This window comes from Thermus igniterrae ATCC 700962, assembly GCF_000376265.1.
GTDB lineage: Bacteria > Deinococcota > Deinococci > Deinococcales > Thermaceae > Thermus > Thermus igniterrae.
Window position 1 is genome coordinate 1 of sequence record NZ_AQWU01000039.1, and the last position, 22,304, is coordinate 22,304.

At 68.9% G+C, this 22,304-nt stretch carries 21 protein-coding genes, 1 tRNA gene and 2 rRNA genes; 9 read left to right on the top strand and 15 right to left on the bottom strand.

What is annotated here, in order from left to right:
- Positions 1 to 34: 34 nt before the first annotated feature.
- Positions 35 to 879, top strand: a protein-coding gene (locus tag B128_RS12845) for an IS5 family transposase (RefSeq protein WP_244452484.1) whose coding sequence is annotated in 2 segments (ribosomal slippage) — positions 35 to 383 and positions 383 to 879 — 846 coding nt in all. Because the reading frame shifts where the segments join, the coding sequence is not laid out codon by codon here.
- A gap of 39 nt (positions 880 to 918) precedes the next feature.
- Here the strand turns inward: B128_RS12845 and B128_RS0101845 are convergent.
- From B128_RS0101845 to B128_RS12135, 5 genes are all read right to left on the bottom strand, one after another.
- Positions 919 to 2,388: a hypothetical protein gene (locus tag B128_RS0101845; protein WP_018110590.1), complete on the bottom strand. Its 1,470-nt coding sequence runs from the start codon at positions 2,386 to 2,388 to the stop codon at positions 919 to 921.
- A gap of 86 nt (positions 2,389 to 2,474) precedes the next feature.
- Positions 2,475 to 2,669 carry a hypothetical protein gene (locus tag B128_RS0101850; protein ID WP_018110591.1) on the bottom strand — a complete coding sequence of 65 codons (195 nt, stop codon included), beginning with the start codon at positions 2,667 to 2,669 and terminating at the stop codon, positions 2,475 to 2,477.
- A gap of 26 nt (positions 2,670 to 2,695) precedes the next feature.
- Positions 2,696 to 3,655 carry an aldo/keto reductase family protein gene (locus B128_RS0101855; RefSeq protein ID WP_018110592.1) on the bottom strand — a complete coding sequence of 320 codons (960 nt, stop codon included), beginning with the start codon at positions 3,653 to 3,655 and terminating at the stop codon, positions 2,696 to 2,698.
- Positions 3,656 to 3,698: 43 nt separating this feature from the next.
- On the bottom strand, positions 3,699 to 3,908 hold the full coding sequence (locus B128_RS0101860; protein WP_018110593.1) for a CDGSH iron-sulfur domain-containing protein: 210 nt from the start codon (positions 3,906 to 3,908) through the stop codon (positions 3,699 to 3,701).
- A gap of 9 nt (positions 3,909 to 3,917) precedes the next feature.
- A complete protein-coding gene (locus B128_RS12135; RefSeq protein ID WP_483855274.1) occupies positions 3,918 to 4,271 on the bottom strand; it encodes an AbrB family transcriptional regulator in 354 nt (117 codons plus the stop codon).
- Here B128_RS12135 and B128_RS0101870 point away from each other — a divergent pair.
- Complete coding sequence (locus B128_RS0101870; protein ID WP_018110595.1) at positions 4,270 to 6,576, top strand: penicillin acylase family protein; 2,307 nt, start codon at positions 4,270 to 4,272, stop codon at positions 6,574 to 6,576. The two genes, B128_RS12135 and B128_RS0101870, sit on opposite strands and share 2 nt — an antisense overlap.
- On the opposite strand, the gene B128_RS0101875 is transcribed toward B128_RS0101870, so the two are convergent.
- Positions 6,573 to 8,663 carry an AAA family ATPase gene (locus B128_RS0101875; RefSeq protein ID WP_018110596.1) on the bottom strand — a complete coding sequence of 697 codons (2,091 nt, stop codon included), beginning with the start codon at positions 8,661 to 8,663 and terminating at the stop codon, positions 6,573 to 6,575. The genes B128_RS0101870 and B128_RS0101875 overlap by 4 nt on opposite strands.
- Positions 8,664 to 8,731: 68 nt before the next feature.
- On the opposite strand from B128_RS0101875, the gene glgC reads away from it, so the two are divergent.
- From glgC to B128_RS0101905, 6 genes are read left to right on the top strand one after another with little or no spacing between them, the layout of a single operon-like run.
- On the top strand, positions 8,732 to 9,976 hold the full coding sequence (gene glgC, locus B128_RS0101880) for a glucose-1-phosphate adenylyltransferase (protein WP_018110597.1): 1,245 nt from the start codon (positions 8,732 to 8,734) through the stop codon (positions 9,974 to 9,976).
- Between the two features lie 2 nt (positions 9,977 to 9,978).
- Complete coding sequence (locus tag B128_RS0101885; RefSeq protein ID WP_018110598.1) at positions 9,979 to 10,665, top strand: SagB/ThcOx family dehydrogenase; 687 nt, start codon at positions 9,979 to 9,981, stop codon at positions 10,663 to 10,665.
- A gap of 17 nt (positions 10,666 to 10,682) precedes the next feature.
- A complete protein-coding gene (locus B128_RS0101890) occupies positions 10,683 to 11,357 on the top strand; it encodes a response regulator transcription factor (RefSeq protein WP_018110599.1) in 675 nt (224 codons plus the stop codon).
- A gap of 1 nt (position 11,358) precedes the next feature.
- Positions 11,359 to 11,742 (top strand): gamma-glutamylcyclotransferase family protein, encoded by a 384-nt coding sequence (locus B128_RS0101895; RefSeq protein ID WP_018110600.1) that lies wholly within the window; start codon positions 11,359 to 11,361, stop codon positions 11,740 to 11,742.
- A complete protein-coding gene (locus B128_RS0101900) occupies positions 11,739 to 13,058 on the top strand; it encodes a glycogen synthase (RefSeq protein WP_026174940.1) in 1,320 nt (439 codons plus the stop codon). Before B128_RS0101895 ends, B128_RS0101900 begins: the two co-directional genes overlap by 4 nt.
- 1 nt (position 13,059) lies before the next feature.
- Positions 13,060 to 13,695, top strand: coding sequence for a tetratricopeptide repeat protein (locus tag B128_RS0101905; protein WP_040683550.1), 636 nt, complete (start codon positions 13,060 to 13,062; stop codon positions 13,693 to 13,695).
- On the opposite strand, the gene dusA is transcribed toward B128_RS0101905, so the two are convergent.
- From dusA to B128_RS0101930, 5 genes are read right to left on the bottom strand one after another with little or no spacing between them, the layout of a single operon-like run.
- Complete coding sequence (gene dusA, locus B128_RS0101910; RefSeq protein WP_018110603.1) at positions 13,591 to 14,619, bottom strand: tRNA dihydrouridine(20/20a) synthase DusA; 1,029 nt, start codon at positions 14,617 to 14,619, stop codon at positions 13,591 to 13,593. The genes B128_RS0101905 and dusA overlap by 105 nt on opposite strands.
- Positions 14,612 to 15,637 carry a 4-hydroxy-3-methylbut-2-enyl diphosphate reductase gene (gene ispH, locus B128_RS0101915; RefSeq protein ID WP_018110604.1) on the bottom strand — a complete coding sequence of 342 codons (1,026 nt, stop codon included), beginning with the start codon at positions 15,635 to 15,637 and terminating at the stop codon, positions 14,612 to 14,614. The genes dusA and ispH overlap by 8 nt, the downstream gene beginning before the upstream one ends.
- Before the next feature lies 1 nt (position 15,638).
- Positions 15,639 to 16,232, bottom strand: coding sequence for a hypothetical protein (locus B128_RS0101920; RefSeq protein ID WP_018110605.1), 594 nt, complete (start codon positions 16,230 to 16,232; stop codon positions 15,639 to 15,641).
- Positions 16,220 to 16,411: a hypothetical protein gene (locus B128_RS0101925; RefSeq protein WP_018110606.1), complete on the bottom strand. Its 192-nt coding sequence runs from the start codon at positions 16,409 to 16,411 to the stop codon at positions 16,220 to 16,222. The genes B128_RS0101920 and B128_RS0101925 overlap by 13 nt, the downstream gene beginning before the upstream one ends.
- 7 nt (positions 16,412 to 16,418) lie before the next feature.
- The gene (locus B128_RS0101930; protein WP_018110607.1) at positions 16,419 to 17,411 is read right to left on the bottom strand and encodes a polyprenyl synthetase family protein; all 993 of its coding nucleotides are present in this window, start codon (positions 17,409 to 17,411) and stop codon (positions 16,419 to 16,421) included.
- Between the two features lie 17 nt (positions 17,412 to 17,428).
- On the opposite strand from B128_RS0101930, the gene B128_RS0101935 reads away from it, so the two are divergent.
- Complete coding sequence (locus B128_RS0101935; protein WP_018110608.1) at positions 17,429 to 18,259, top strand: DMT family transporter; 831 nt, start codon at positions 17,429 to 17,431, stop codon at positions 18,257 to 18,259.
- Here the strand turns inward: B128_RS0101935 and moaA are convergent.
- The 4 genes from moaA to B128_RS0101955 all read right to left on the bottom strand — a co-directional run.
- Positions 18,237 to 19,214 (bottom strand): GTP 3',8-cyclase MoaA, encoded by a 978-nt coding sequence (moaA, locus tag B128_RS0101940; protein ID WP_018110609.1) that lies wholly within the window; start codon positions 19,212 to 19,214, stop codon positions 18,237 to 18,239. The genes B128_RS0101935 and moaA overlap by 23 nt on opposite strands.
- Before the next feature lie 112 nt (positions 19,215 to 19,326).
- A tRNA-Gly gene (locus tag B128_RS0101945) sits at positions 19,327 to 19,402 on the bottom strand.
- 11 nt (positions 19,403 to 19,413) lie between these two features.
- Positions 19,414 to 19,530: ribosomal RNA gene (gene rrf / locus B128_RS0101950) — 5S ribosomal RNA — on the bottom strand.
- 81 nt (positions 19,531 to 19,611) lie between these two features.
- A 23S ribosomal RNA gene (locus tag B128_RS0101955) occupies positions 19,612 to 22,304 on the bottom strand; the annotation flags it as partial.

Genomic DNA, 22,304 nt, shown 5'->3' on the forward strand with positions numbered 1-22,304 from the left:
AGAGACTGTCGTAAAAGTCCGCTATACTTGAAGGGTGGCTTCTACACGGAGATCTTACCCCAGCGACCTGTTGGACGCGGAGTGGGCCATCCTGGAGCCGTTGATCCCCGCCCCCAAGCCCGGTGGCCGACCCGCAAAGGTGCCGAGGAGGGAGATCGTCAGCGCCATACTTTACGTCCTGGAAAACGGCATCAAGTGGCGGGCCATGCCTCACGACTTGCCCCACTGGTCCACGGTCTACCACTACTTCCGCAAGTGGCAGAAGGAAGGGGTTTGGGAGAAGGTAGCTCAGGTTCTGGCCCGTCGTGACCGGGAGCGGGGAGGACGATATGCCTCCCCGAGTGCCCTGGTTATGGACAGCCAGTCGGTGAAGACGAGTGAAAAGGGGGGCCCCGGGGACACGACGGGGCGAAGAAGGTCAAAGGGAGGAAGCGGCAGATCCTGACGGACACGGGGGGTCGTCTTTTGAAGGCCTTTGTCCACCCGGCCAATGAGCACGACAAGTGGGGTGGGCAGGCGTTGCTTTTGGGGATGGACCGCTCCTTGTGGCCCCGGGTAGGCAAGCTCTTTGTGGACTGGGGCTACCGGGGTTTGCGGGAGGTGGCTAGGGGGCTGGGACTGGAGCTGGAGGTGGTGGCCCGTCCTTACGCGGGGGTGCGGGGGGTCTGGGTGCGGGAGGGGGAGGAGGTGCCGGAGATCCCGCGGGAGGGTGGGTTCAAGCCCCTGCCCAAGCGGTGGGTGGTGGAGCGGACCTTTGCCTGGATGGGGCGAAACCGACGGCTGGGGAAAGATTACGAGTACCACCCTGAGGTAACGGAAGCCTGGCTGTATTTAGGCATGATACGCTTGCTGGTGAAGCGGCTGGCCAGGGCCGCATAAGCTGGAGGAGGAGACTTTTACAACGGTTTCTCACACCCCCTACTCCCGGCGGAGCCTCGCCACCTGGGCCCGGGCGATGGGGAGGCGGGGGTCTTCCTGGGGTAGCCTCTCCAGGAGGGCTTCCCAGACCTCCAGGTCTTCTTTCAGGCGCTCGGCCAGGAGGAAGAGGCTTTCCGTGTCCCCTTGGGCCAGCACCGCCTGCTTCAGGGTCTCCTCCAGCTCCAGGCGGAGTTCCTCCACCCCCGGGGCCTGGCTCCAGGGGAGGAGGGGGCCTTGGTAGAGGGCCAGGGCCCCCTCCAGGTCCCCCCGGGAGAGGGCCTTAAGGAAGGCTCCGAGGTCCGAGGGGGGAGGGTTTTCCAAGCGGTAAGGGGAACAGGAGATGCGGAAGCCCTTCTCCCGCAGGCGGTGGAGGAGGGCCTTTAGGGCCCCCGGGTTGGGCTCCCCGTAAAGCGCCTCCCCCAGGGCCTCTCCCGAAAGGCCTGCCTCGTGGGCGAGGAGGAGGGCCAGGGCCTCGGTGCCCCTGGGGCCCAGGGAGGGGAGGGGGCCTCCCCCGAGGAAGCGAAGGAGAGGGGTTCCGGCCTCTCCCAAAAGGAGGGCCCGGGCCTCCGGGCGGAGAGCGGGGGCGAGCCCCGGGGCCAGAGGGGCTTCCACCTCCACCCCGAGGGCCTTCAGGCGGGCTTCAGCCAGGAGGGCGTAGAGCGCCCCCTCCTCCCGCAGGAGGCCGTGGGCGGCGAGGAGGTGGGCCTCATCCCCCTCCCCAAGCCCCCGGGCCAGGAGGTAAAACCCCCAGGGCCAGCCCTCCCGGGGGAGGAAGGCCTTAGCCCCTTCCAGGAGGAGCCGGACCTCGGGGGGGTCTAGGGCCAAGGCCCCGAGGACGAGGAAGCTCGCGAGGCTTTGCGGCTCCAGGAGGGGGAGAAGGCCCCGGAGGAGGTTTTTGGCCCGCCTTGGGCTTCCCCGGAGGAGGTGAGTCAGGGCCAGGGTGTGCCCCACGAGGAGGCGCACCCCGGGGAAGGGGTGGGGCAGGAAGGGCTCCGCCTCCTCCAGGACCTCCGGGAGGGGCTTCGTGCCGAAGAGGAGCTCCAGGCGCAGGTGGTGCAGGATGGTCCAGGGGGAGGGGTCCTTGAGGCGGGCGAGGGCGGCGTGGGCCAGGGCCTCGGGCCGGCCCAGGCGCTCCAGGGCGATGGCCAAGGCCAGGTGGAGCCGGGCCTCCCCCTTGGCGTCCCCCCCGAAGCGGTGGAGGGCCTCCTCCAGGGCCAAGGCCCCCGCCTTTGGGGGGAGGGCCAGGCCCAGGTGGTAGAGGGTGAGGGGGGTCTGGGCCCTTTGGGCGGCCTCCAGGGCCAGGGCGCGGTAGGCCTGAAGGTTTCCCCGCCTCGCCTCCACGAAGCCGAGAAGGGCGAGGCGCTCCGCCTCCAAAGGGCCCTCCTGGGGAGGAAGGAGAAAGGCCTGGGCTTCCCGGTCCCGTCCCTTCTCCAGGAGGCGGAGGGCCGTGGCGGGGAGGGGCTCGCCCATAGGGGAAGCCTACAGGCCCCCTCTTTCCTTGGGAGGGAAGGAAGCCACATTGGAAGGGCGCCCCTTGGCCTTGCGTCCGCGTCCGATCACGGCGCGGCTGCCTGGCTTTCCTTAGCGTCGGGAAGGAGGCGCTCCACCTCCCGCGCCCCGGGAAAGAGGTAGCCGGAAAGCCCCCAAAGCACCCCCAGGCTCCCGAAGAGGAGGAGCATGAGGGTGATGCCTTCCCCCTGCCCGTACCGGGGGCCGAAGACCCGGTCGGCCAGCGGCCCCGCAAGGAGCATGGCCAAGGGGTTGGGGGCCCCCTAGCTCAGGCTTCGCCTTTTAGGATGGCCTCAATCTTTTCCAGGGCCTCCTGGGGCAGGTCCACCCCCGCCGCTCCCAGGTTCTCCCGGATCTGCTCTGGGCGGGTCGCCCCGGTGATGGCGCTAGAGATCCCGGGAAGCCTCAGCACCCAGGCCAGGGCCAGCTGGGCCCGGGTGAGGCCCAGCTCGTCCGCCACCGCCTTGAGCCTCAGCACCTTCTTCCGGTTTTCCTCTGTGAGGAAGCGCTCGGCGAACTGGGAGTAGCGGGCGAAGCGGCTTTCCTCGGGGATGCCCTCGTCGTAGCGCCCGGCGAGCATGCCCATGGCCAGGGGGCTCCAGACCACCAGGCCCAGGCCAAAGCGCTCGGCCTCGGGGAGGATCTCGTTTTCCACCCGCTCCCGGTAGAGCATGGAGTACTGGGGTTGCTCCACCACCGGGGGGTGGAGGCCGTTTTCCCTGGCGAAGGCCACCGCCTCGGCGATGCGGGCGGCGGGCCACTCCGAGGTACCCCAGTAGAGGGCGTAGCCCTTCTCCACGATGGTGTGCATGGCGTAAACGATCTCCTCCATGGGCACCTCGGGGTCGTAGCGGTGGGCGAAGAAGAGGTCCACGTAGTCGGTCTGAAGCCGCTTTAGGCTCCGGGTGATGCTTTCCAGCAGGTGCTTGCGGCTCAGGCCCCGGTCGTTGGGGTCCTCAGACATGGGCCAGTAAGCCTTGGTGGAGAGGACCAGGGTGTGCCGGGGGAACTCCTGGAGCACCTCCCCCATGACCTCCTCGGCCAGGCCCCGGGCGTAGACGTCCGCGTTGTCAAAGAAGTTGACCCCGCCCTCATAGGCGATCTTCACGATCTCCCGGACCGTTTCCTTGTCCTTGACCACATCGCCGAAGGTGACCCAGGCCCCCAGGGAGATCTCGGAGACCTTGAGGCCCCACTTGCCCAGCTTGCGGTAGCGCATCTCGCCCATGGCTACCGGAGTCTACCCCTTGGCGTCCTAGCTGACCAGTGGGTCAGTCCCCTTCCACCTCCAGCACCCCCCCGGGGGCCTGGAAGCCCACCTGCTTGTGGGTCCCGTCGCAGAAGGGCTTGTTGGCCGAAGCCCCGCAGCGGCAGAGGGAGATGCGGGGCCTTTCCCGGACCTCCTCCTTTTCCCCCAGCCGGATGCGAAACCGCTTCCCCTCGAGGCGGATGGGGCCGTTCTCCACGAACTCCAGCCTCATGCCCTCATGCTAGCGAAAAAGCCGGGCCAGGAGGGGGACCAAGAGGAAGAGGAGGAAGACCCGCACCGTGTGGAAGACCCCCACCAGGGCGGGGTTCCCCCCCTCGGCCTGGCTCAGGGGGCCCATCCCGGTGATGCCCCCGGGGGCGAGGGCGAAGAGGAGGCGTTTGGGGGTCTGGCCCAGGGCGGGGGAGAGGAGGAAGGCCAGGAGGAGGGCGAGGGGGAGGAAGAGCAAGGCGGCCAGGGCCGCGTAGGGGAGGAGGCGGGGGGATAGGAGCTCACGGCGGAAGGAGAGGCCCACCAGTACTCCGGCCAGGAGCTGCACCATGAGGTCCAGGCCCCATGGTATACTCCGTCCAACTATGAAACGCCTCTTGCGGGCTTTGGCCTGGCTCTTGGGTCTTGCGCTTCTTTTGGGCTTCCTGGGCGGGCTGGGGGCCTACCTCTTCCTGCGGGCCTCCTTGCCCCAGACGGCCGGGCGCCTGGGCGTCAAGGGCCTTTCCGCCCCGGTGGAGATGGTGCGGGACCGGCACGGGTTGGTGCGCCTCAGGGCCCAGAGCCTCGAGGACCTCCTCTTCGCCCAGGGCTTCGTCCACGCCCAGGAGCGGCTTTGGCAGATGGAGTTCCAAAGGCGGGTGGGCCAGGGCCGGCTTTCCGAGGTGCTGGGGGAGGCCGCGCTGGCCCAGGACCGCTTCCTCCGCACCTGGGGGTTTTACCGGGCGGCGCAAAGCGCCTACGCCAGGCTTTACCCCGAGGAGAAGCGGGCGGTGGACGCCTACGTGGCCGGGGTGAACGCCTTTTTGCAAAGCGGAGCCCCCCTGCCCCCGGAGTTCCGCCTCCTGGGCTTCCGCCCCGAGCCCTGGACGGGCCCCGACGTCCTGGTCTGGGCCAAGATGATGAGCTTTGACCTCTCGGGCAACTGGGAGGAGGAGCTTTTGCGCCACCGGCTCCTGGCCCGGGGGGTGAGCCCCGAGCGGCTTTTAGAGCTCCTTCCCCCCTACCCCGAGGACGCCCCCACCATCCTGCAGGCCCAGGACCTCAGGCTTTCCCTCCCGCGGGAGGAGGCCCCCGCCGCCCTTCGGGGGATGGCCCCGCCCCGCTTCCTGGAGGCCAGCAACAACTGGGTGGTGGCGGGAAGCCGCACCACCACCGGCAAACCCCTCCTGGCCGACGACCCCCACCTGGGCCTGGGGGCGCCCAGCCTGTGGTTCTTGATGGCCCTCGAGGCCCCGGGGCTTAAGGTGGTGGGGGCCTCGTTGCCCGGGGTGCCCGGCATCGTCATCGGCCACAACGACCGCATCGCCTGGGGGGTGACCAACGTGGGGGCGGACGTCCAGGACCTCTACCTCCTGGAGGACGTGGAGGGACGGGGGTACCGCCACCGGGGCCAGGTGGTGCCCTACCGGGTGCGGGAGGAGCGCATCCGGGTCAAGGGGGGCAAGGAGGAGGTGCTCCGGGTGCGGGAGACCCTCTACGGCCCGGTGATCACCGACGCCCTCAAGGACCCCCCCAGGACCCCCATGGCCCTGCGCTGGGTGAGCCTGGACCCCGAGGACCACCTCCTCATGGCCTACCTGGGGGTGAACCGGGCGGGGAACTGGGAGGAGTTTAAGGAAGCCCTCAGGCACTACTCCGCCCCCAGCCAGAACTTCGTCTACGCCGATGTGGAGGGCAATATCGGCTACATCGCCCCCGGGAAGTTTCCCATCCGCAAGGCGGGGCACACAGGGATGGTGCCGGTCCCGGGGAATGGGGAGTGGGACTGGCAGGGCTACCGCGCCCCCGAGGAGTGGCCCCAGGTCCTGAACCCGGAGGCGGGCCTCATCGTCACCGCCAACCACAAGGTGACCCCGGCGGGCTTCCCCTACGCCCTCACCTACGACTGGGCTGAGCCCTACCGGGCGGAGCGCATCCTGGAGCTCCTTGGGGCCAAGGAGCGCCTTTCCCCGGAGGACATGGTGGCCATCCAGCTGGACCAGAAGAGCCTCCTCTACCGGGACTTCCGCCCGGTGCTGGAGCTTCTCACCCCCCTTTCCGAGAGGAGCCGGGCCTGGCGTGAGCGGCTTCTCGCCTGGGACGGCACCATGGCCCCCGGTTCCCAGGAGGCCCTGGTCTTTGCCCTCTGGTACACGGAGCTCACCCGCCTCCCCGCCAGGGAGGTGGGCCAGGCCTTCTGGGACGAGCCCCGCTACTTGCTGAAGGCCCTGCGCACGGGGGACCCCAACTGCGACCAGCCGGAGACGGAGTACCGGGAAGGCTGCCTGGACTACGCCGGCTTGGCCCTGGAGAAGGCCCTGGACCGCAAGGAGGCCCTCCGGGCCCGCACCTGGGGGGAGGTGCACCGGGCCAGCTTCCCCCACGCCGTCCTCACCCACACCCCCCTAAAGCGCCTCACCGACCGGGGGGTGGCCTTCGGGGGGGATCGCTACACGGTGAACGTGGGCCCCTTTGACCCCGAGACCCTAAGGATGACCCACGGGCCCAGCTACCGCCAGGTGGTGAACCTGGCGGACCTCGAGGCCTCCCTTTTCATCCACCCCATGGGCCAGTCCGGCCACTTCCTCTCCCCCCACTACGCCGACCTCCTCCCCCTCTGGGCCCGGGGGGCCTACCTGCCCATGGGCCTGGCGGGGGAGGGGAGGACCCTCTTGCTGGAGCCCGCCCCCTAGACCTTCTCCTCGCCGTTTTCCAGCTTCTGGAAGTGCTCCAGGGCCTCCCGCACCTTCTCGTGCACCCAGTAGGCCTTGCGTCCAAAGAGGAGCTCTATGGCCCCGTCCACCTCCTCCACCGCGTAGAGGTGGAACCGCCCCGCCTCCAGGGCCTCCACCACCTCCTCCCGCAGGGTGAGGTGGGGGAGGTTGGCCCGGGGGAGGACCACCCCCTGGGTGCCCGTGAGGCCCAGGGTGCGGCAGACCCGGTAGAAGCCCTCCACCTTCTCCGCCACCCGGCCCACCGCCAGCACCCGCCTCGTCTGGTCTATGGCCCCGGTGACCGCCAGGTCCTGGCGCAGGGGGAGTCCGGAGAGGGCGGAAAGCACCGCCAAAAGCTCGGCCAGCCCCGCGGAGTCCCCCTCAATCCCCCCGTAACTCTGCTCAAAGACCAGGCTCACCGTGGCGGAGAGGGCCCCCACCGGGGCGTAGGTGCCCCGCAGGTAGCCCGCCAGGGTGAGGACCGCCTTGTGGAAGACCTGGCCCCCCAGGCCCACCTCCCGGTCTATGGACAAGACCCCCTCCCGCCCGGGACCCGCCTGGGCGGTGATGCGCACGGGGCGGCCCGTGGGCAGGGGGCCCTCCACCACCACCAGGCCGTTCACCTCCCCCACCCTTTCCCCCTCCACCTGCAGGGCCACCACCCCCTCCCTTAGCTCCTCCAGGTAGAGGGCCTCCTCCAGGCCGAAGCGCTCCTCCCGGGCCCGCACCGCCTCCTTGACCGCCTCCCGGTCCACGGGGCGCCGCAGGGCTAGGGCCTCCTTGGCCAGGTCCAGGAGGCGGTAAAGCCGGGCGTCCAGCCGCTCCCGGTGCCCCGCCAGGCGCCGGGCCTCGTCCGCCAGGGCCGCCAGGCCCTCGGGGCTTAAGGCCACCCCCTCCTTCTCCAGGAAGCCCCCCAGGTAGGCTACGTTCTCCTCCGTGTAGGGGATCTCCGGGCTGAACTCCACCCGGAAGGGGAATAACTCCAAAAACTCCTCGTCCTCCTCCAGGAAGGCGATGACCTCCGGGGGGCCCACCAGGAAGACCTGGGCCTTGAGGGGGGCGGGCTTGAGCCTGGGGCCCTTCACCTCCGGCCGGGGGGCCAGGGGCTCCACCTCTCCCGTGGCCAGGGCCCGCTTCAAGAGGCCGTAGCTCCCCAGCTCCCATACCCGGTGGGCCTCGAGGACCAAAACCCCCCCGGTGGCCCGGTGCAGGGCCCCGGGGCGCAGGAGGCCCAGGTGGGTGGAGAGGGCCCCCTCCCGCATCTCGTACTCCAGGTGGCCCAGGAGGCGCTCAGGGCTGGGGTTGGGCTCGTAGACCACCCGCTCCCCCCCCTCCACCAGAAGCCGGGGGAGGAGCCTTTCCAGGGGGGGTTCCTCCTCCAGGGCCGCCGCCCGCAGGAGGGTTTCCAGGATCCAGTCCAGGTAGCGCCCGGCCTGGGGGAAGCGGCCCTTGAGCTCCTGGGCCTTGGGCAGGAGGAAGCGCTCGGCAAAGCTCCGCCTTAGGGCGGCCACCTCGGCCTCGGCCCGCTGCCGCACGTCCACGTAGGCCAAGATGGTCTCCTCCAGCTTGGCGGAAAGCTCCGGGGGCAGGGGGCCCTTGCCGGAGAGCCTGAGTCCCTCTTCCCCCTCCAAAAGGGCGAAGCCGTAGCCCTCGGCCTCCTGGGCCAGGCCCTTGAGGAGGGCCTCCGCCTCCTTTTCGTAGCGGGCTTCCACCAGGCTCTTGGCGTAGAGGAAGCCCTTTTCCCGGAAGAGGGCCGGGGTGAACTCGGCGAAGAGGGCCTCCACCCCCTCCACCAGGGCCCGTCCCTCCCCCGGGGGCAGGAGGAGGGGGAAGGCCTCCTCCCCCAGGGGCAGGTAGACCAGCTCCTCCTTGGGGAAGCTCCGGCCCTCCAGGTAGGCCAGAAGCCTTTTGCGCTTGCCCAGGCCGCTTGGGCCCACCAGGTAGCCGTGGCCCCCCTGCCGGAAGGCGGCCTCGAGGGCCTTCAGGGCCCGCTCCTGGCCGAAGAAGGGCGGGGCGGGCTTGGGGCTTGTGGGGGGGGTGAACCAGGTAAGGGCAGAGACCCGCATCGGGCCCACTATACCCGGACCCCTGCCCCTTGGGCCTTGGGGTAAACTACCTCCAAAGGAGGGATTTCATGGTGAAGGTGGAGGTGCTGGGCATGATCCTGGCGGGGGGGCAGGGAAGCCGCCTCTACCCCCTCACCGCCAAGCGGGCCAAGCCCGCGGTCCCCTTTGGGGCCAAGTACCGCATCATTGACTTCGTCCTCAACAACTTCGTCAACTCCGGCATCTACGCCATGTACGTTCTCACCCAGTTCAAGGCCCAGTCCCTCACCGAGCACATCCAGCGCTACTGGCGCTTCGGGGCCTTTTTGGAGGACCACTTCATCCTCCTGGTCCCCGCCCAGATGTACCGCTACGAGGAGCTGGGCCCCGTGTGGTACCGGGGCACGGCCGACGCCATCTACCAGAACCTCCACCTGGTGCACAACCACAGCCCCCAGGCGGTGGCCATCTTCGGGGGGGACCACATCTTCAAGATGAACGTGCGCCACATGGTGGAGTACCACTACGAGAAGCGGGCGGACATCACCATCGCCGCCTACCCCGTCCCCCTGGAGGAGGCGAGCCGCTTTGGCGTTTTGCAGGTGGACGCCGAGTGGCGCATCACCGAGTTCCAGGAGAAGCCCCAGGTCCCCAAGCCCATCCCCAACAAGCCCCACCTGGCCCTGGCCTCCATGGGCAACTACATCTTCCGCACCGAGGCCCTCTTTGAGCTTCTGGAGGCCGATGCCAAAGAGGCCAGCAGCAGCCACGACTTCGGCAAGGACGTGATCCCCCGGGCCCTAAAGGAGGGGTACAGGGTCTACGCCTACGACTTCCACCGCAACCCCATCCCCGGGCAGGAAGGCCCCAACCTCTACTGGCGCGACGTGGGCACCCTGGACGCCTACTTTGAGGCCAGCATGGACCTGGTCAAGGTCATCCCCGAGTTTGACCTCTTCAACCCCGAGTGGCCCCTGCGCACCGCCAACCTCTTCAGCCCGCCCGCCAAGTTCGTCCACGAGACGGGGGACCGGGTGGGCCGGGCCCTGAACAGCCTCCTGGCCGGGGGGGTGATCGTGAGCGGGGGGACGGTGCGGGAGAGCGTCCTCTTCCGCCGGGTGCGGGTGAACTCCTACAGCCTGGTGGAGCGCTCCGTCCTCTTTGACGACGTGGAGGTGGGCCGCTACTGCCGCATCCGCAACGCCATCATTGACAAAAACGTGAAGATCCCACCCCACACCGAGATCGGCTACGACCTCGAGGCCGACCGGGCCCGGGGTTTCACCGTGACCCCGGAAGGGGTGGTGGTGGTGCCCAAGAGCTACCGCTTCTAGCCATGGAGAAGCATCCCGGTAAGCTCTTCTACCGGCTCTCCCGCCTTTTTCCCGGGGATGAGCTCCCCCTCAAGCGCAAGCCCAGGGCCAAGGTCTACGCCAACCCCCTGGAGACCCAGGCCCTGCCCCCGGCCCGCCCCGAGGGGGGGCCACCCCTCTTCCGGGCCCTGGCCCACCTCCGCCCGGCCCTCCCCGAGGTGGGGGCCTCCTTGACCCTGCAGGACCTTTCCCAGGTCCTCTACCCCCTGGCGGAGCGCCGGGGGGGGCGGGGGTTCCCCTCGGCGGGGGAGGCCTACCCCCTGGAGGCCTACCTGGTGGTGCGCCGGGTGGAGGGGGTTTTCCCGGGGGTCTACCACTACTTTCCCAAGGAGCACCAGCTCTTCCAGCTGGCCCTGAGGGTGGAGGAGGCCGCCTGGTCGGAGGCCCTCGTGGGCTTGGCCCTGGAAAGGGCGGCGGCCCTTCTAGTCCTCACCCTGGTGCCGGAGCGCAGCGAGGCCCTCTTCGGCCTCAGGGGGTACCGGTACGCCCTCCTGGAGGCCGGCTACGCCACGGGCCTGGTCCTCCTGGCCGCCACCGGCCAGGGGCTTTTTGCCTATCCCGCGGAAACCTTTTACGATGAGGTCGTGGTCCGGCTCCTGCGGCTACCCGAAGGGGAGTATCCCGCGGTGGTGGTGATTCTGGGACGCTGAGTATTCGGGAAAGGGTTATGGCGCATATTCTTTTGGTGGAGGACGACCCCCAGGTGGGGGACCTGGTCAAGCGCTTCCTGGAGAAGGAGGGCCTCCAGGTGGCCTGGGTGCGCACCGGGCGGGAGGCCATGGACCGGGCCCACGGGACCCCCAGGCCCGACCTGGTGGTCCTGGACCGGGGGCTTCCCGACCTGGAGGGGCTGGAGGTGCTCAAGGCCCTGAGGGACCTGGACCCCTTGCTCCCCGTTTTGCTCCTCACCGGGCGCGCCGACGAGGAAAGCCGGGTGGAGGGCCTCCTGGAGGGGGCCGACGACTATCTGGGCAAGCCCTTCTCCCTCAAGGAGCTCCTGGCCCGCATCAAGGCCCTCCTGCGCCGGGCGGGCAAGGAGGGCAGGCGGCGCTTTGGCCCCCTGGAGCTTGATTTGGAGGGCAGAAAGGCCTACCTGGAGGGGGAGCCCCTGAGGCTTTCCGCCACCGAGATGAACCTCCTCCTGGCCCTGGTCCAGGCCCCCGGCCGGGTGTACACCCGGGAGGAGCTCTTGGAGCGGGTCTGGGGGCCGGACTTTGAGGGCTCGGAGCGGGTGGTGGACGCCTACATCCGCCTCCTGCGCAAAAAGCTCAAGGACGACCCCGAGGCCCCCCGCTTCATAGAGACCGTGGTGGGCCTGGGGTACCGCTTCCTGGGGGAGTGAGGTGGAGGCGGTCTTCGTCTACGGCACCCTGAAGCGGGGGGAGAGGAACCACCCCCTGGTGGCGGACCACCTCCTGCGGGCGGTCCCGGGGTACGTGGAGGGCTTTGCCCTCTACCACCTGCCCCCGGGGGGAGAAAGGCCCTACGCCTACCCCGCCATGGTGCCCGGGGCGGGGCGGGTGTTCGGCGAGGTCCTCTTCCTCCGGGAGGAGGCCCTGCCCCTTCTGGACGCCCTGGAGGAGGAGGGGGTGGAGTACCGCCGGGTGCGGGTCCGGGTAGAGACCGAGGAAGGAGCGGTGGAGGCCTGGACCTACCTCTACCTGGAGGAACCCCAGGGAACCCCGCTTCCTGAAGGGGTGTGGCGGGGGGAGGGGGAGGCCCCGTGAGGGTGCTCCAGGTGGTCCCCGAGGCCTACCCCCTGGTGAAGGTGGGGGGGCTTGCCGATGTGGTGGGGGCCCTGGCCAAGGCCCTCAGGCCCCTGGGGGTGGAGGCCACGGTCCTCCTCCCCTGGCACCGGGGCCTCGAGGCCCGGGGGGTGGGGGAGGTGGCCTACGCCTTCGCCGGGCGGGAGGAGCGGGCCCCCCTGGGGGAGCGGGTGGAAGGAGGGGTGCGCTTCTGGCTCCTTGGGGTGGCGGGGTTTGACCGGGAGCGGGTTTACGGCTACCCCGACGACCCCGAGCGCTACCTGCGCTTCGCCCTGGCCGCTTCCCAGGTGGCCCGAGGGTTTCATCTGGTCCACGCCCACGACTGGACCACCGCCCTCTTGGCCCTCACCGCCCCGGTGCCCGTGGTCTACACCATCCACAACCTGGCCCACCAGGGCCTGGTGGACCCGGCCCCCTTCTTCCACTGGACCGGGCTCCCCTGGGGGCTTTTCCACATGGAGGCCCTGGAGTTCTACGGCCGGGTGAACCTCATGAAGGGGGGGATCGTCTTCGCCCGGGCCCTCACCACCGTAAGCCCCACCTACGCGGAGGAGATAAAGACCCCGGAGTTCGGCATGGGGCTGGAGGGGGTCTTGCGCCGGCACGCGGGGAAGCTTTGGGGCATCCTGAACGGCCTGGACACCGAGGTCTTTGACCCCGCCCATGACCCCCACCTGCCCGCCCCCTACACCCGGGCCCGTCCCGAGGGGAAGGCCCGGGCCAAGGAGGCCTTCCGGGCCCGTACGGGCCTTAAGCCCCCCGTCCTGGCCTACGTGGGCCGCCTGGACCCCCAGAAGGGCCTGGACCTCCTCCTGCAGGCCCTGCCCACCCTCTTGGAGCTGGGGTTTAGCCTCTACGTCCAGGGGGTGGGGGAGGAGGGGCTGGGGAGGGCTTTCCGGGAGGCGGAGGCGGCCCACCCCGGGCGGGTGCGCCTGGTGGCGGCCTACAACGAGGCCCTGGCCCGCCTGGCCTACGCGGGGGCCGAGGCCCTGCTGGTGCCAAGCCGCTTTGAGCCCTGCGGCCTGGTGCAGATGATCGCCCAGCGCTACGGCACCCCGCCCGTGGCCCGGGCGGTGGGGGGCCTGAGGGACACCATTGAGGATGGCCGCACCGGGGTCCTCTTCCAGAGCTACCACCCCGAGGGCCTCCTTTACGGGGTCTTGCGGCTTTTCCGCCTGGGGCCAAAGCGGCTTGGGCTTTCCGGCATGGAGCGGGACTTCTCCTGGGAGGGGCCTGCCCGGGCCTACCTGGAGGTCTACCGCCGGGCCCTGGGCTAGCATGGAGGGGATGCTGGCCGACCTGAAGGCAAAGGCCCTTGCCGGCGACCCCGAGGCCCAGGCCCTCCTCCGCTTCCTCGCCCTCCTCAGGGCCAAGGACTACCCCGGGGCCCGGGCCTATGCGGAGGGCTTCTCCGGGGAACTAAAGGAGCGGCTCCTGGGGGGGCTTGCCCGCCTGGAGGAGGCCCCGGAGGGCCTCGAGGACCCCCTCTTCGCCGCGGAGCGGGAGGTGGTCCTGGGGGTGCGGGCGGTGGGGGAGGGGAGGCGGGCGGAGGCGGAGGCCCACTTCCAAAAGGCCCTGGCCCTGGACCCCGAGCACCACCGGGCCCTCACCAACCTGGGGAACCTCTTCCTGGAAAGGGGCGACCTGGAGGCCGCCTTGGACTTCTACCAGCAGGCCCTGAAGCTGGCCCCGGAGGACCCCCTGGTCCACGAGAACCTGGCTGCCCTCTACAAGCGGAAGGGAAACCTGGACCAGATGGTGGCCCACCTCAAGCGGGCTACCCGGCTCAAGATGCGCCCCTCCCCGCCCCTAGACCCCCTGACCGGCAGGCGGGAGCGCCGCTTCCGCCTGCCCCTTTGGGCCTGGTTCCTCCTGCTGGCCCTCCTGGCCTATCTTTTCCTCCACAAGCCTTAGCGCCTGGTCCAGGGCTTCCAGGGAGCGCCCCTCCGAGAGGAGGCGCCGCCAGGCCCGCCCTCCCGGCTGGCCCCGGAAGAGGTTGAGCATGTGCCTGAGGACCGCCCAGGGGGGCGTGCCCCTCAGGGCCTCCTCCTCCAGGTAGGCCCGCATGCGCCGGGCCACCTCGAGGCGGCTGGCCTTCCGCCCAAGCCCGAACACCCGGCGGTCGGCCTCGGCCAGCACGAAGGGGTCCTCGTACACCGCCCGCCCCAGCATCACCCCGTCCACCCGCCGGAGGTGGGCCAAGGCCGCCTCCAGGGTGCGCACCCCCCCGTTCAGGACGAAGGTGAGCTGGGGAAAGTCCCCCTTCAGGCGGTAGACCCACTCCGGGCGTAAGGGGGGTACCTCCCGGTTGGCCTGGGTGGAAAGGGAGAGAAGGGCGCTCCGGGCGTGGACGATGAAGACTCCCACCCCCGCCTGGGCGAAGCGCTCCACCAGGCCCGCCAGGCCGGGGTAGGTCTCCTGCCCCTCGAGGCCCAGGCGCATCTTCACCGAGACCGGCACCCGCACCGCCTCCACCATGGCCTTCAGGATCTCCGCCACCCTAAGGGGGTCCAGGAGGAGGCAGGCCCCGTACCCCCCCTCTTGGGCCTTCTCCGAGGGGCAGCCCAGGTTCAGGTTGACCTCGTCGTAGCCGAAGGCCTCCCCGATCCGCGCCGCCTCCGCCAGGCTTTGGGGGTCCGAGCCCGCCAGCTGCAGGGCCAGGGGACGCTCCTCGGGGTGGAAGGCCAGAAGCCGTTCCCGCCTCCCCCGGAGCACCCCCTGGTCCACGGTCATCTCCGTGTAGAGCCGCACCCCCCGGCTCACCTGGCGGACCAGGTAGCGGAAGTGGCGGTCCGTGCGGTCCACCATGGGGGCCACGGAGAGGCGGTGGTCAGACACCCTTCAGGACCTCCTCCGGGGATAGGGGTCTGGGCTCGCGGAAGGCGATGTTCTCCCACTCCCCTTCCTCAATCACCTCCAGGCCGGGGTACCTGGCCCGGAGGTGGACCACCACCTCCTGCACCAGGTCGTCCGGGGTGCTGGCGGCGGAGGTGAGGCCGAGGCTTTCCACCCCCGCAAGCCACGCCTCCTGCAGGTCGCGGACGCTTTCCAGCCGGTAGGCCCGGCCGGTGAGGGCCTGGGCCAGCTCCAAAAGGCGCATGCCGTTGGAGGAGTGGGGGCTTGTGAGCACCAAGAAGGCCTGCACCCGGGGGGCGATGCGCTTCACCGCCTCCTGCCGGTTCTGCGTGGCGTAGCAGAGGTCCTTTCTGGCGGGGACCACCAGCTTGGGGAAGCGCCTCTTGAGGATTTCCAGGGTGGCCAGGGTGTCGTCCACGCTTAGGGTGGTCTGGGTGAGGACCACCACCCGCTCGGGGTCGGGCACCTCCACCGTGTGGGGGTCGGCCAGGCGGGGGTCCTTGCCCACGTGGGTGTGGACCGCCACCAGGATGGTCCGCTCCGGGGCCTCCCCGTAGGTGCCTTTCACCTCCTGGTGGTCCGCGGAGTCCCCCACCAGGAGGATCCAGTACCCCTCGCGGGCGTAGCGCTTGGCCTCGTTGTGCACCTTGGTCACCAGGGGGCAGGTGGCGTCCAGGATGTTCAGCCCCATGGCCGCCGCCTGCCGGCGCACCTGGGGGGGGTGGCCGTGGGCGGAGAAGACCAGGGTACCCGCCAGGCGCCGTTGTTGCCCCAGGGCCTCCACCTCGGCCAGGTCCTCCACGAAGTGGACCCCCTTGGCCCTCAGGCGCTCCACCACCGTCTTGTTGTGGACGATCTCGTGGTAGACCACGAGCTCCCCTTCCTCCCGAAGCGCCTCGGCCCAGCGCTCCACCGCCTCTATGGCCATGACCACCCCGGCGCAGAAGCCTCGAGGCCGGGCCAGGTAGAGGCGCTTAAGCCCCCCGTCCATGCCCCCCATTCTAGGCCCTGGGGTCCTCCGCCTTTGTGCCCTGGGCGAGGACCCGGGCCGCCACCTCCCGGGCGAAGGGGGTTTTGGCCCTCTCCAGGGCCTTGCGGGCGGTCTCCCGGCCCTTGCCCCCGGGGCGGAACCCCTCCTGGGCCAGGGCCAGGAGGGCCAGGGCGGCGGCGGGGAAGGGGAGGGCGGCCTTCTCCAGGAGGCCAAGCCCCTCCCCATAGCGGTGGAGGGCCTCCCGGTACTCCCCCTGGAGGAGGGCCTGGCTTCCTGCCTGGAAGGCCCGGGCCGCCAGGAGAAGCCCCTCTCCCTCCACCAGGGCCTCCCCGGCGGCCGCGGAGGCGTGGGCCGCCTCCACCAGGCGCTCCAGGGCCAGCGCCCGCTCCCCTTCCGAAAGGGAGGCGTAGTGGGCGCGGAAGAGGGGGGCGAACCAGGAGAGGCGAAGGGGTTCCACCAGGCGGAGGGTTTCCCCCTGGGCCTCCACCTGGTGCCCCAGGGCCTTGAGGAGGGGCACCAGCCGGGGAAAGCGGGCCCGCACCTCCTCCCGCTTGGCTTCCCCCTTCAGGGCCAGGAAGAAGCGGAAGCCCGCTACTCCTTCCACGCCTCCACTTCCTTGTACTGCACCAAGGCGGCGAAGAGGGGAGCGGAGCCCTCGGCCACGGCGAACCGCACCTCCACCAGCACGGTGTTTTCCGGCAGGTCTTCCACGAAGCGGTTCAGCCTCTCCTGGAAGATGTCCGGATCGTTGGCGGTGATGACCTTGAAGCGCACCCCCTGCATGGCCCCATTATGCCCTGCGGGCCACCAGGGCGGTGAGGAGGTCCAGGAGCTCCTGGGCCGCCTGCCGTTGGGGGAGGGCTTCCAGGTGGGGCTTTAGGGTCCCAAGGCCTTCTGTCATCAGCCTCAAGGCTTCCTCCTTGGCCCAGGCCACGGCCCCCGAGGCCAGGAGCCTCTCCCAGAGCCAGCGCACCTCGGCCTCGGGTTTTGCCTCCCGGGGCAGGCGGAGGAGGGCCCTCGCCCGCGCCCCTTCCTCGGGAGTGGCCCCTTCCAGGAAGCGGATGAGGATCAGGGTGCGCTTGCCCTCGTACAGGTCCCCGGCCCGCTCCTTGCCGTAGGCCTCGTCCCCCTCCAGGTTCAGCACGTCGTCCATGATCTGGAAGGCCACCCCCAGCTGGAGCCCGGCCGCCTCGTAAAGGGGAGGAGGGGCGTGCCCGGCCAGAAGGGCCCCCAGGCGCAGGGGGGCCACGGCGGTGTAGTAGGCGGCCTTGTGGGCCACCATGCGGTGGTAGTCCTCCGGGGTGAGGTCCAGCCGGCCGGAGAGGGTCCAGAGGAGGTCCAGGTGCTGGCCGTAGGCGGTGCGGCGCACCACTTGGTGGAACTCCCCCAGCACCCCCGGGCCCCAAAGCCCCGCCTCCAGGCCCTCCTGGAGGAGCCCCCACATCTCCCCGTGCAGGGCGTCCCCCGCGTTCAGGGCCAGGGGCATGGGGTGGAGACGGTGCAGGGTGGGCCTTCCCCGGCGCTCCTCGGAGGCATCTTCAATATCGTCGTGGATGAGCACCCAGTTCTGGAAAAGCTCCAGGGCAGTCCCCGCGGCCAGGGCGGCTTCCCAGGAGGCCCCGTGGGCCAGGCCGGCGTAGACGGTGAGCAGGCCCCGGAGCATCTTCCCCCCCCGCCGGGGGTAGTCCTGGAGGAGGGCCTGGTACAGGGGGTCGGGGTGGGCCAGGTGAGCGAGAAGGCGCTCCTGAAGGGCCTGGCGAACTTCCTGGGGTGCGGGCGTCATGCTATACACTTTAGGCCATGCGCGGCTACGCCCTGGGCCTTTTGGCCCTCAACCTCCTCACCCTCCTCTGGGGCACCACCTTCGTGGTGGTGAAGGGGGCGGTGGCGGAGATGCCCCCAAGCCTCCTGGTCTTCCTCCGCTTCCTCCTGGCCAGCCTCTTCTTCCTGCCCCTGGCCCTGCGCCTGCCCCGGGGGGTCTGGGGGCCGGGGCTGGAGCTTTCCTTCTGGCTCCTCCTGGGCTATGCCTCCCAGGCGGTGGGCCTCCTCTACACCTCGGCAAGCCGCAGCGCCTTCATCACCGCCTTGAACGTGGTCCTGGTGCCCCTCCTCCTGGGCCTGGCGGGGCGCCGGGTGGGCCCCGTGTGGCTGGCGGCCCTCTTGGCCTTCCTGGGGGTGGGGCTTCTCTCCTACGACCCCAGGCAACCCCCCCTGAACCTGGGCGATCTCTGGACCCTGCTCACCGCCCTCACCTACGCCCTTTACATCGTGCGCCTCGAGGTCCACGCCAAGGCCTACCCCTCCTTGCCCCTCACCGCCGTGCAGGTCTTGGGCACCACCCTCCTGGCCCTGCCCTGGGCCCTGGCCGACGGGGTGAGGCTGGAGGGGGTGCCCTGGGGGGCGGTCCTCTACCTGGGGGTGGCGGCCACCGCCCTCACCACCTGGCTCCAGACCTGGGGGCAGAGGTACGTGCCCGCGCCCCAGGCGGCCATCCTCTACACCCTGGAACCTGTCTGGGCCACCCTCTTCGCCTTCCTCCTCCTGGGGGAAAGGCTGGGGCCTAGCGGCCTCCTGGGGGCCTTCCTGGTGGTCCTCGCCACCTTGGGGGCTATCCGCCGATCCCCAGCATGACCCGCTGGCGCAGGGTGGGCAGGGTGTTGCCGAAGGCGGGCTTGCGGTTGGTGGCCATGAGGACGGCGTCCACCAGGGCTTCCACCGGCTCGGGGGCGGCGAAGGCCCAGGCGATGTCCATCTCCAGGTCGGTGAGGAGGCAGGGCCTGAGCTTTTTGTCCGAGGTGAGGCGAAGCCTGGAGCAGTGGGAGCAGAAGGGCTCGGTCACGGGGTTGATGAAGCCGAGGGTGCCCTGGGCCCCCGGCACCTTGAAGACCCGCGCCGGGGAGGTGGGGTCGTGGGGGACGGGTTCTAAGGGGCCAAAAACCGCTTCTATCCGGGCCCGGGTTTCCTTCCCCGGCACAAAGCGGCGGCGGTACTCCTCGGGGTCGGAGTTGTCCAGGTGCATGTACTCTATGTAGCGCACGTGTAGGGGGCGCTCCAGGGAAAGGCGGGCCAGGGGGACCACCTCCTCCTCGTTCATCCCCCGGATGACCACCGCGTTCAGCTTTACCGGGTGGAGGCCCAGTTCCAAGGCGGTCTCTATGGCCTCCAGAACCCGCTCCACCTTCCCCCCGCGGGTGATGCGGGTGAAGACCTCGGGGGTGATGGCGTCCAGGGAGATGTTCACCCGGTTGAGCCCCGCCTGGACCAGCTCCTTGGCCCGCCGGGGGAAGAGGAGGCCGTTGGTGGTGATGGCCACGTCCTCTATGCCCTCCTTGGCCCGGGCCCGCTCCACCATCTGGGGCAGTTCCTTGCGCACCAGGGGTTCCCCGCCGGTGAAGCGCACGGCGGAGACGCCCAGGAGGGAGGCGGCCTCGAGGAAGGCGTCCACCTCCTGCACCGTCAGGGTGCCTGGGGGCTCGGCCATCTCCAGGCCCAGGGGGTGGCAGTACAGGCAGTGCAGGTTGCACCGGGGGGTGACGGAGATGCGTACGTCCTTGATGATGCGCCCGTAGTTGTCCAGAAGCCTCATCCTTCCCCCCTTTGCGGACTATACTACCCCCCTTTGGGGCGCACAAGGTGCCCAAAAAGACAAACCCCCCGAGGGCTAAGCCTTCGGGGGGTATAAGGGTCAGGTTCACCTTTGGAGCGGGAGACGGGACTTGAACCCGCGACCCCGACCTTGGCAAGGTCGTGCTCTACCGACTGAGCTACTCCCGCAAGGGAAAAATCCCCCGCACCGACCTACTCTCCCAGGACCCTGCGGTCCCAGTACCATCGGCGCTGGCGCGTTTCACTTCCGTGTTCGGAATGGGAACGGGTGGTTCCACGCCGCTATGGGCACGGGGGATTCTCGTGTTTTGGCTTTCAAAATGCCCGCACCGCCTTTGGGGCGGGGGACCTTGGCTGGGGTGGCCATCAGGGCAAAAAGGGTCAAGACCTCGGACGATTGGGACCGGTCGGCTCAACGCCTCACGGCGCTTACACCCCCGGCCCATCCACCGGGTCGTCTTCCCGGGTCCTTACCGGCTTTACACCGTGGGAGGCCTCATCTTGGGGCAGGTTTCCCGCTTAGATGCTTTCAGCGGTTATCCCTCCCGCACATGGCTACCCAGCGTATGCCCCTGGAGGGACAGCTGGGAAACCAGAGGTGCGTCCCTTCCGGTCCTCTCGTACTAGGAAGAGCCCCCCTCAAGCCTCCTGCGCCCGTGGCGGATAGAGACCGAACTGTCTCACGACGTTCTGAACCCAGCTCGCGTGCCGCTTTAATGGGCGAACAGCCCAACCCTTGGGACCTTCTTCAGCCCCAGGATGCGACGAGCCGACATCGAGGTGCCAAACCTCCCCGCCGCTGTGGACGCTCGGGGGAGATCAGCCTGTTATCCCCGGGGTAACTTTTATCCGTTGATCGATGGCCCTTCCACACGGGACCACCGGTTCACTAGGCCCGGCTTTCGCCCCTGCTCGGCTTGCAGGCCTCACAGTCAGGCTCCCTTCTACCCTTGCGCTCTCCGGCGGATTTCCGTCCCGCCTGAGGGAACCTTTGGGCGCCTCCGTTACCTTTTGGGAGGCGACCGCCCCAGTCAAACTGCCCGCCAAGCGCTGTCCCCAATCCCTTGGGTTAGGCCCCCAGCCGCATCAGGGTGGTATTTCACCGGCGCCTCCACCGCCCCCGAAAGGGCGGCTTCCCAGGCTCCCACCTATCCTACGCAGACGCGACCAAGAGCCAACACCAGGCTGCAGTAAAGCTCCACGGGGTCTTTTCGTCCTGCCACGGGTAGGCCGCATCTTCACGGCCAGTTCAATTTCACCGGGTCCCTCGCCGAGACAGCGCTCCGGTCGTTACGCTTTTCGTGCAGGTCGGAACTTACCCGACAAGGAATTTCGCTACCTTAGGACCGTTATAGTTACGGCCGCCGTTCACCGGGGCTTCGGTTCAGGGCTTGCACCCCTCCCCTTGACCTTCCGGCACCGGGCAAGCGTCGCTCCCTATACCTCCTCTTACGAGTTCGCAGAGAGCTGTGTTTTTGGTAAACAGTCGCCAGAGCCTGTTCACTGCGGCTCGCCCGAAGGCGAGCACCCCTTCTCCCGAAGTTACGGGGCTAACTTGCAAAGTTCCTTGGCGAGGGTTATCCCGCGCGCCTGAGTGCTCTCGCACCCGCCCACCTGTGTCGGTTTGCGGTACGGGTTCCCGTGGGTTGTGCTTAGAGGCTTTTCTCGGCTCCCTGGCTTCGGAGGGTTGTCACCCTCACGGGCTTCCCCACCACGCAGAGCGTACGGGAGGCGGATTTGCCTACCTCCCACCCTGCGCTTCTGGCCGGGCTCGTCCATGGCTCCGGTCCCCCTAGCCTAGAGCGTCCCCCCATCGCACCCACGGGAAGGGCCGGAATATTAACCGGCTGTCCTTCGGCTACGCCTCTCGGCCTCACCTTAGGCCCCGCCTAACCCTACGCTGACGACCATTGCGTAGGAACCCTTGGGCTTACGGCGACAGGGATTCTCACCCTGTTTATCGTTACTCATGCCGGCATTCGCACTTCCCTTACCTCCAGCCGCCCTCGCGGACGACCTTCGTCGGCATCGGGAACGCTCCCCTACCGCCTGGGGCATACACCCCAGACCCGCAGCTTCGGCGCTGGGCTTAAGCCCCGATCATTTTCGGCGCAGCGTCACTCGACCAGTGAGCTATTACGCACTCTTTAAAGGATGGCTGCTTCTAAGCCAACCTCCTGGCTGTCTCAGCAACGCCACATCCTTTCCCACTTAGCCCAGACTTCGGGACCTTAGCTGGCGGTCTCGGTTGTTCCCGCGCTTGGACGCGGACGTTATCGCTCGCGCCCTCACTCCCAGGCTCCACCTGGGACCCTTCGGAGTTTGACAGGGTTTGGTAGGCTGGTGGGCCCCCTAGCCCTATCAGTGCTCTACAGGCCCCAGTCAGCACCTGAGGCTGACCCTAAAGTCATTTCGGGGAGAACCAGCTATCTCCGGGTTCGGTTAGCTTTTCACTCCTAACCCCAGCTCATCCGAGGGGTTTGCATCCCCCACCGGTTCGGGCCTCCACTGGGTTTCACCCCAGCTTCACCCTGGCCAGGGCTAGCTCACCCGGTTTCGGGTCCACGGCCGCGGACTAAACGCCCTGTTCGGACTCGGTTTCCCTACGCCTCCGCCTCATCGGCTTAAGCTCGCCCACGACCGTGAGTCGCCGGCTCATGCTTCAATAGGCACGCCGCAACCCCCAAAGGGGCCGCGACTGCTTGTAAGCCCACGGTTTCAGGCTCTATTTCACTCCCCTCCCGGGGTTCTTTTCACCTTTCCCTCACGGTACTGGTTCACTATCGGTCACCCGGAGTACTTAGCCTTAGGCGGTGGTCCGCCCAGATTCCCCCATGGCTCCACGAACCACAGGGTACTCGGGTACCCTCACCTATCCCCNCACCTTTCGCCTACAGGGCTTTCACCTTCTCNGGCGCTGCTTCCCAACAGCTTCGGCTAGGCTGGGGATTCGGTATCCGAGGGCCCCACAACCCCGCCCGGACAAGCCAGACGGTTTAGGCTCTTCCCCTTTCGCTCGCCGCTACTCAGGGAGTCGCTTTCGCTTTCCTCTCCTCTGGGTACTGAGATG

What these genes read in the sequence shown, in the direction of transcription:
- B128_RS0101845 (WP_018110590.1), bottom strand. Translation starts at nt 2,388, where the DNA reads ATGGGCGAGCCCCTCCCCGCCACGGCCCTCCGCCTCCTGGAGAAGGGA.
- B128_RS0101850 (WP_018110591.1), bottom strand. Translation starts at nt 2,669, where the DNA reads ATGCTCCTTGCGGGGCCGCTGGCCGACCGGGTCTTCGGCCCCCGGTAC.
- B128_RS0101855 (WP_018110592.1), bottom strand. Translation starts at nt 3,655, where the DNA reads ATGGGCGAGATGCGCTACCGCAAGCTGGGCAAGTGGGGCCTCAAGGTC.
- B128_RS0101860 (WP_018110593.1), bottom strand. Translation starts at nt 3,908, where the DNA reads ATGAGGCTGGAGTTCGTGGAGAACGGCCCCATCCGCCTCGAGGGGAAG.
- B128_RS0101870 (WP_018110595.1), top strand. Translation starts at nt 4,270, where the DNA reads ATGAAACGCCTCTTGCGGGCTTTGGCCTGGCTCTTGGGTCTTGCGCTT.
- B128_RS0101875 (WP_018110596.1), bottom strand. Translation starts at nt 8,663, where the DNA reads ATGCGGGTCTCTGCCCTTACCTGGTTCACCCCCCCCACAAGCCCCAAG.
- glgC (WP_018110597.1), top strand. Translation starts at nt 8,732, where the DNA reads ATGGTGAAGGTGGAGGTGCTGGGCATGATCCTGGCGGGGGGGCAGGGA.
- B128_RS0101885 (WP_018110598.1), top strand. Translation starts at nt 9,979, where the DNA reads ATGGAGAAGCATCCCGGTAAGCTCTTCTACCGGCTCTCCCGCCTTTTT.
- B128_RS0101890 (WP_018110599.1), top strand. Translation starts at nt 10,683, where the DNA reads ATGGCGCATATTCTTTTGGTGGAGGACGACCCCCAGGTGGGGGACCTG.
- B128_RS0101905 (WP_040683550.1), top strand. Translation starts at nt 13,060, where the DNA reads ATGGAGGGGATGCTGGCCGACCTGAAGGCAAAGGCCCTTGCCGGCGAC.
- ispH (WP_018110604.1), bottom strand. Translation starts at nt 15,637, where the DNA reads ATGGGGGGCATGGACGGGGGGCTTAAGCGCCTCTACCTGGCCCGGCCT.
- B128_RS0101925 (WP_018110606.1), bottom strand. Translation starts at nt 16,411, where the DNA reads ATGCAGGGGGTGCGCTTCAAGGTCATCACCGCCAACGATCCGGACATC.
- B128_RS0101930 (WP_018110607.1), bottom strand. Translation starts at nt 17,411, where the DNA reads ATGACGCCCGCACCCCAGGAAGTTCGCCAGGCCCTTCAGGAGCGCCTT.
- B128_RS0101935 (WP_018110608.1), top strand. Translation starts at nt 17,429, where the DNA reads ATGCGCGGCTACGCCCTGGGCCTTTTGGCCCTCAACCTCCTCACCCTC.
- moaA (WP_018110609.1), bottom strand. Translation starts at nt 19,214, where the DNA reads ATGAGGCTTCTGGACAACTACGGGCGCATCATCAAGGACGTACGCATC.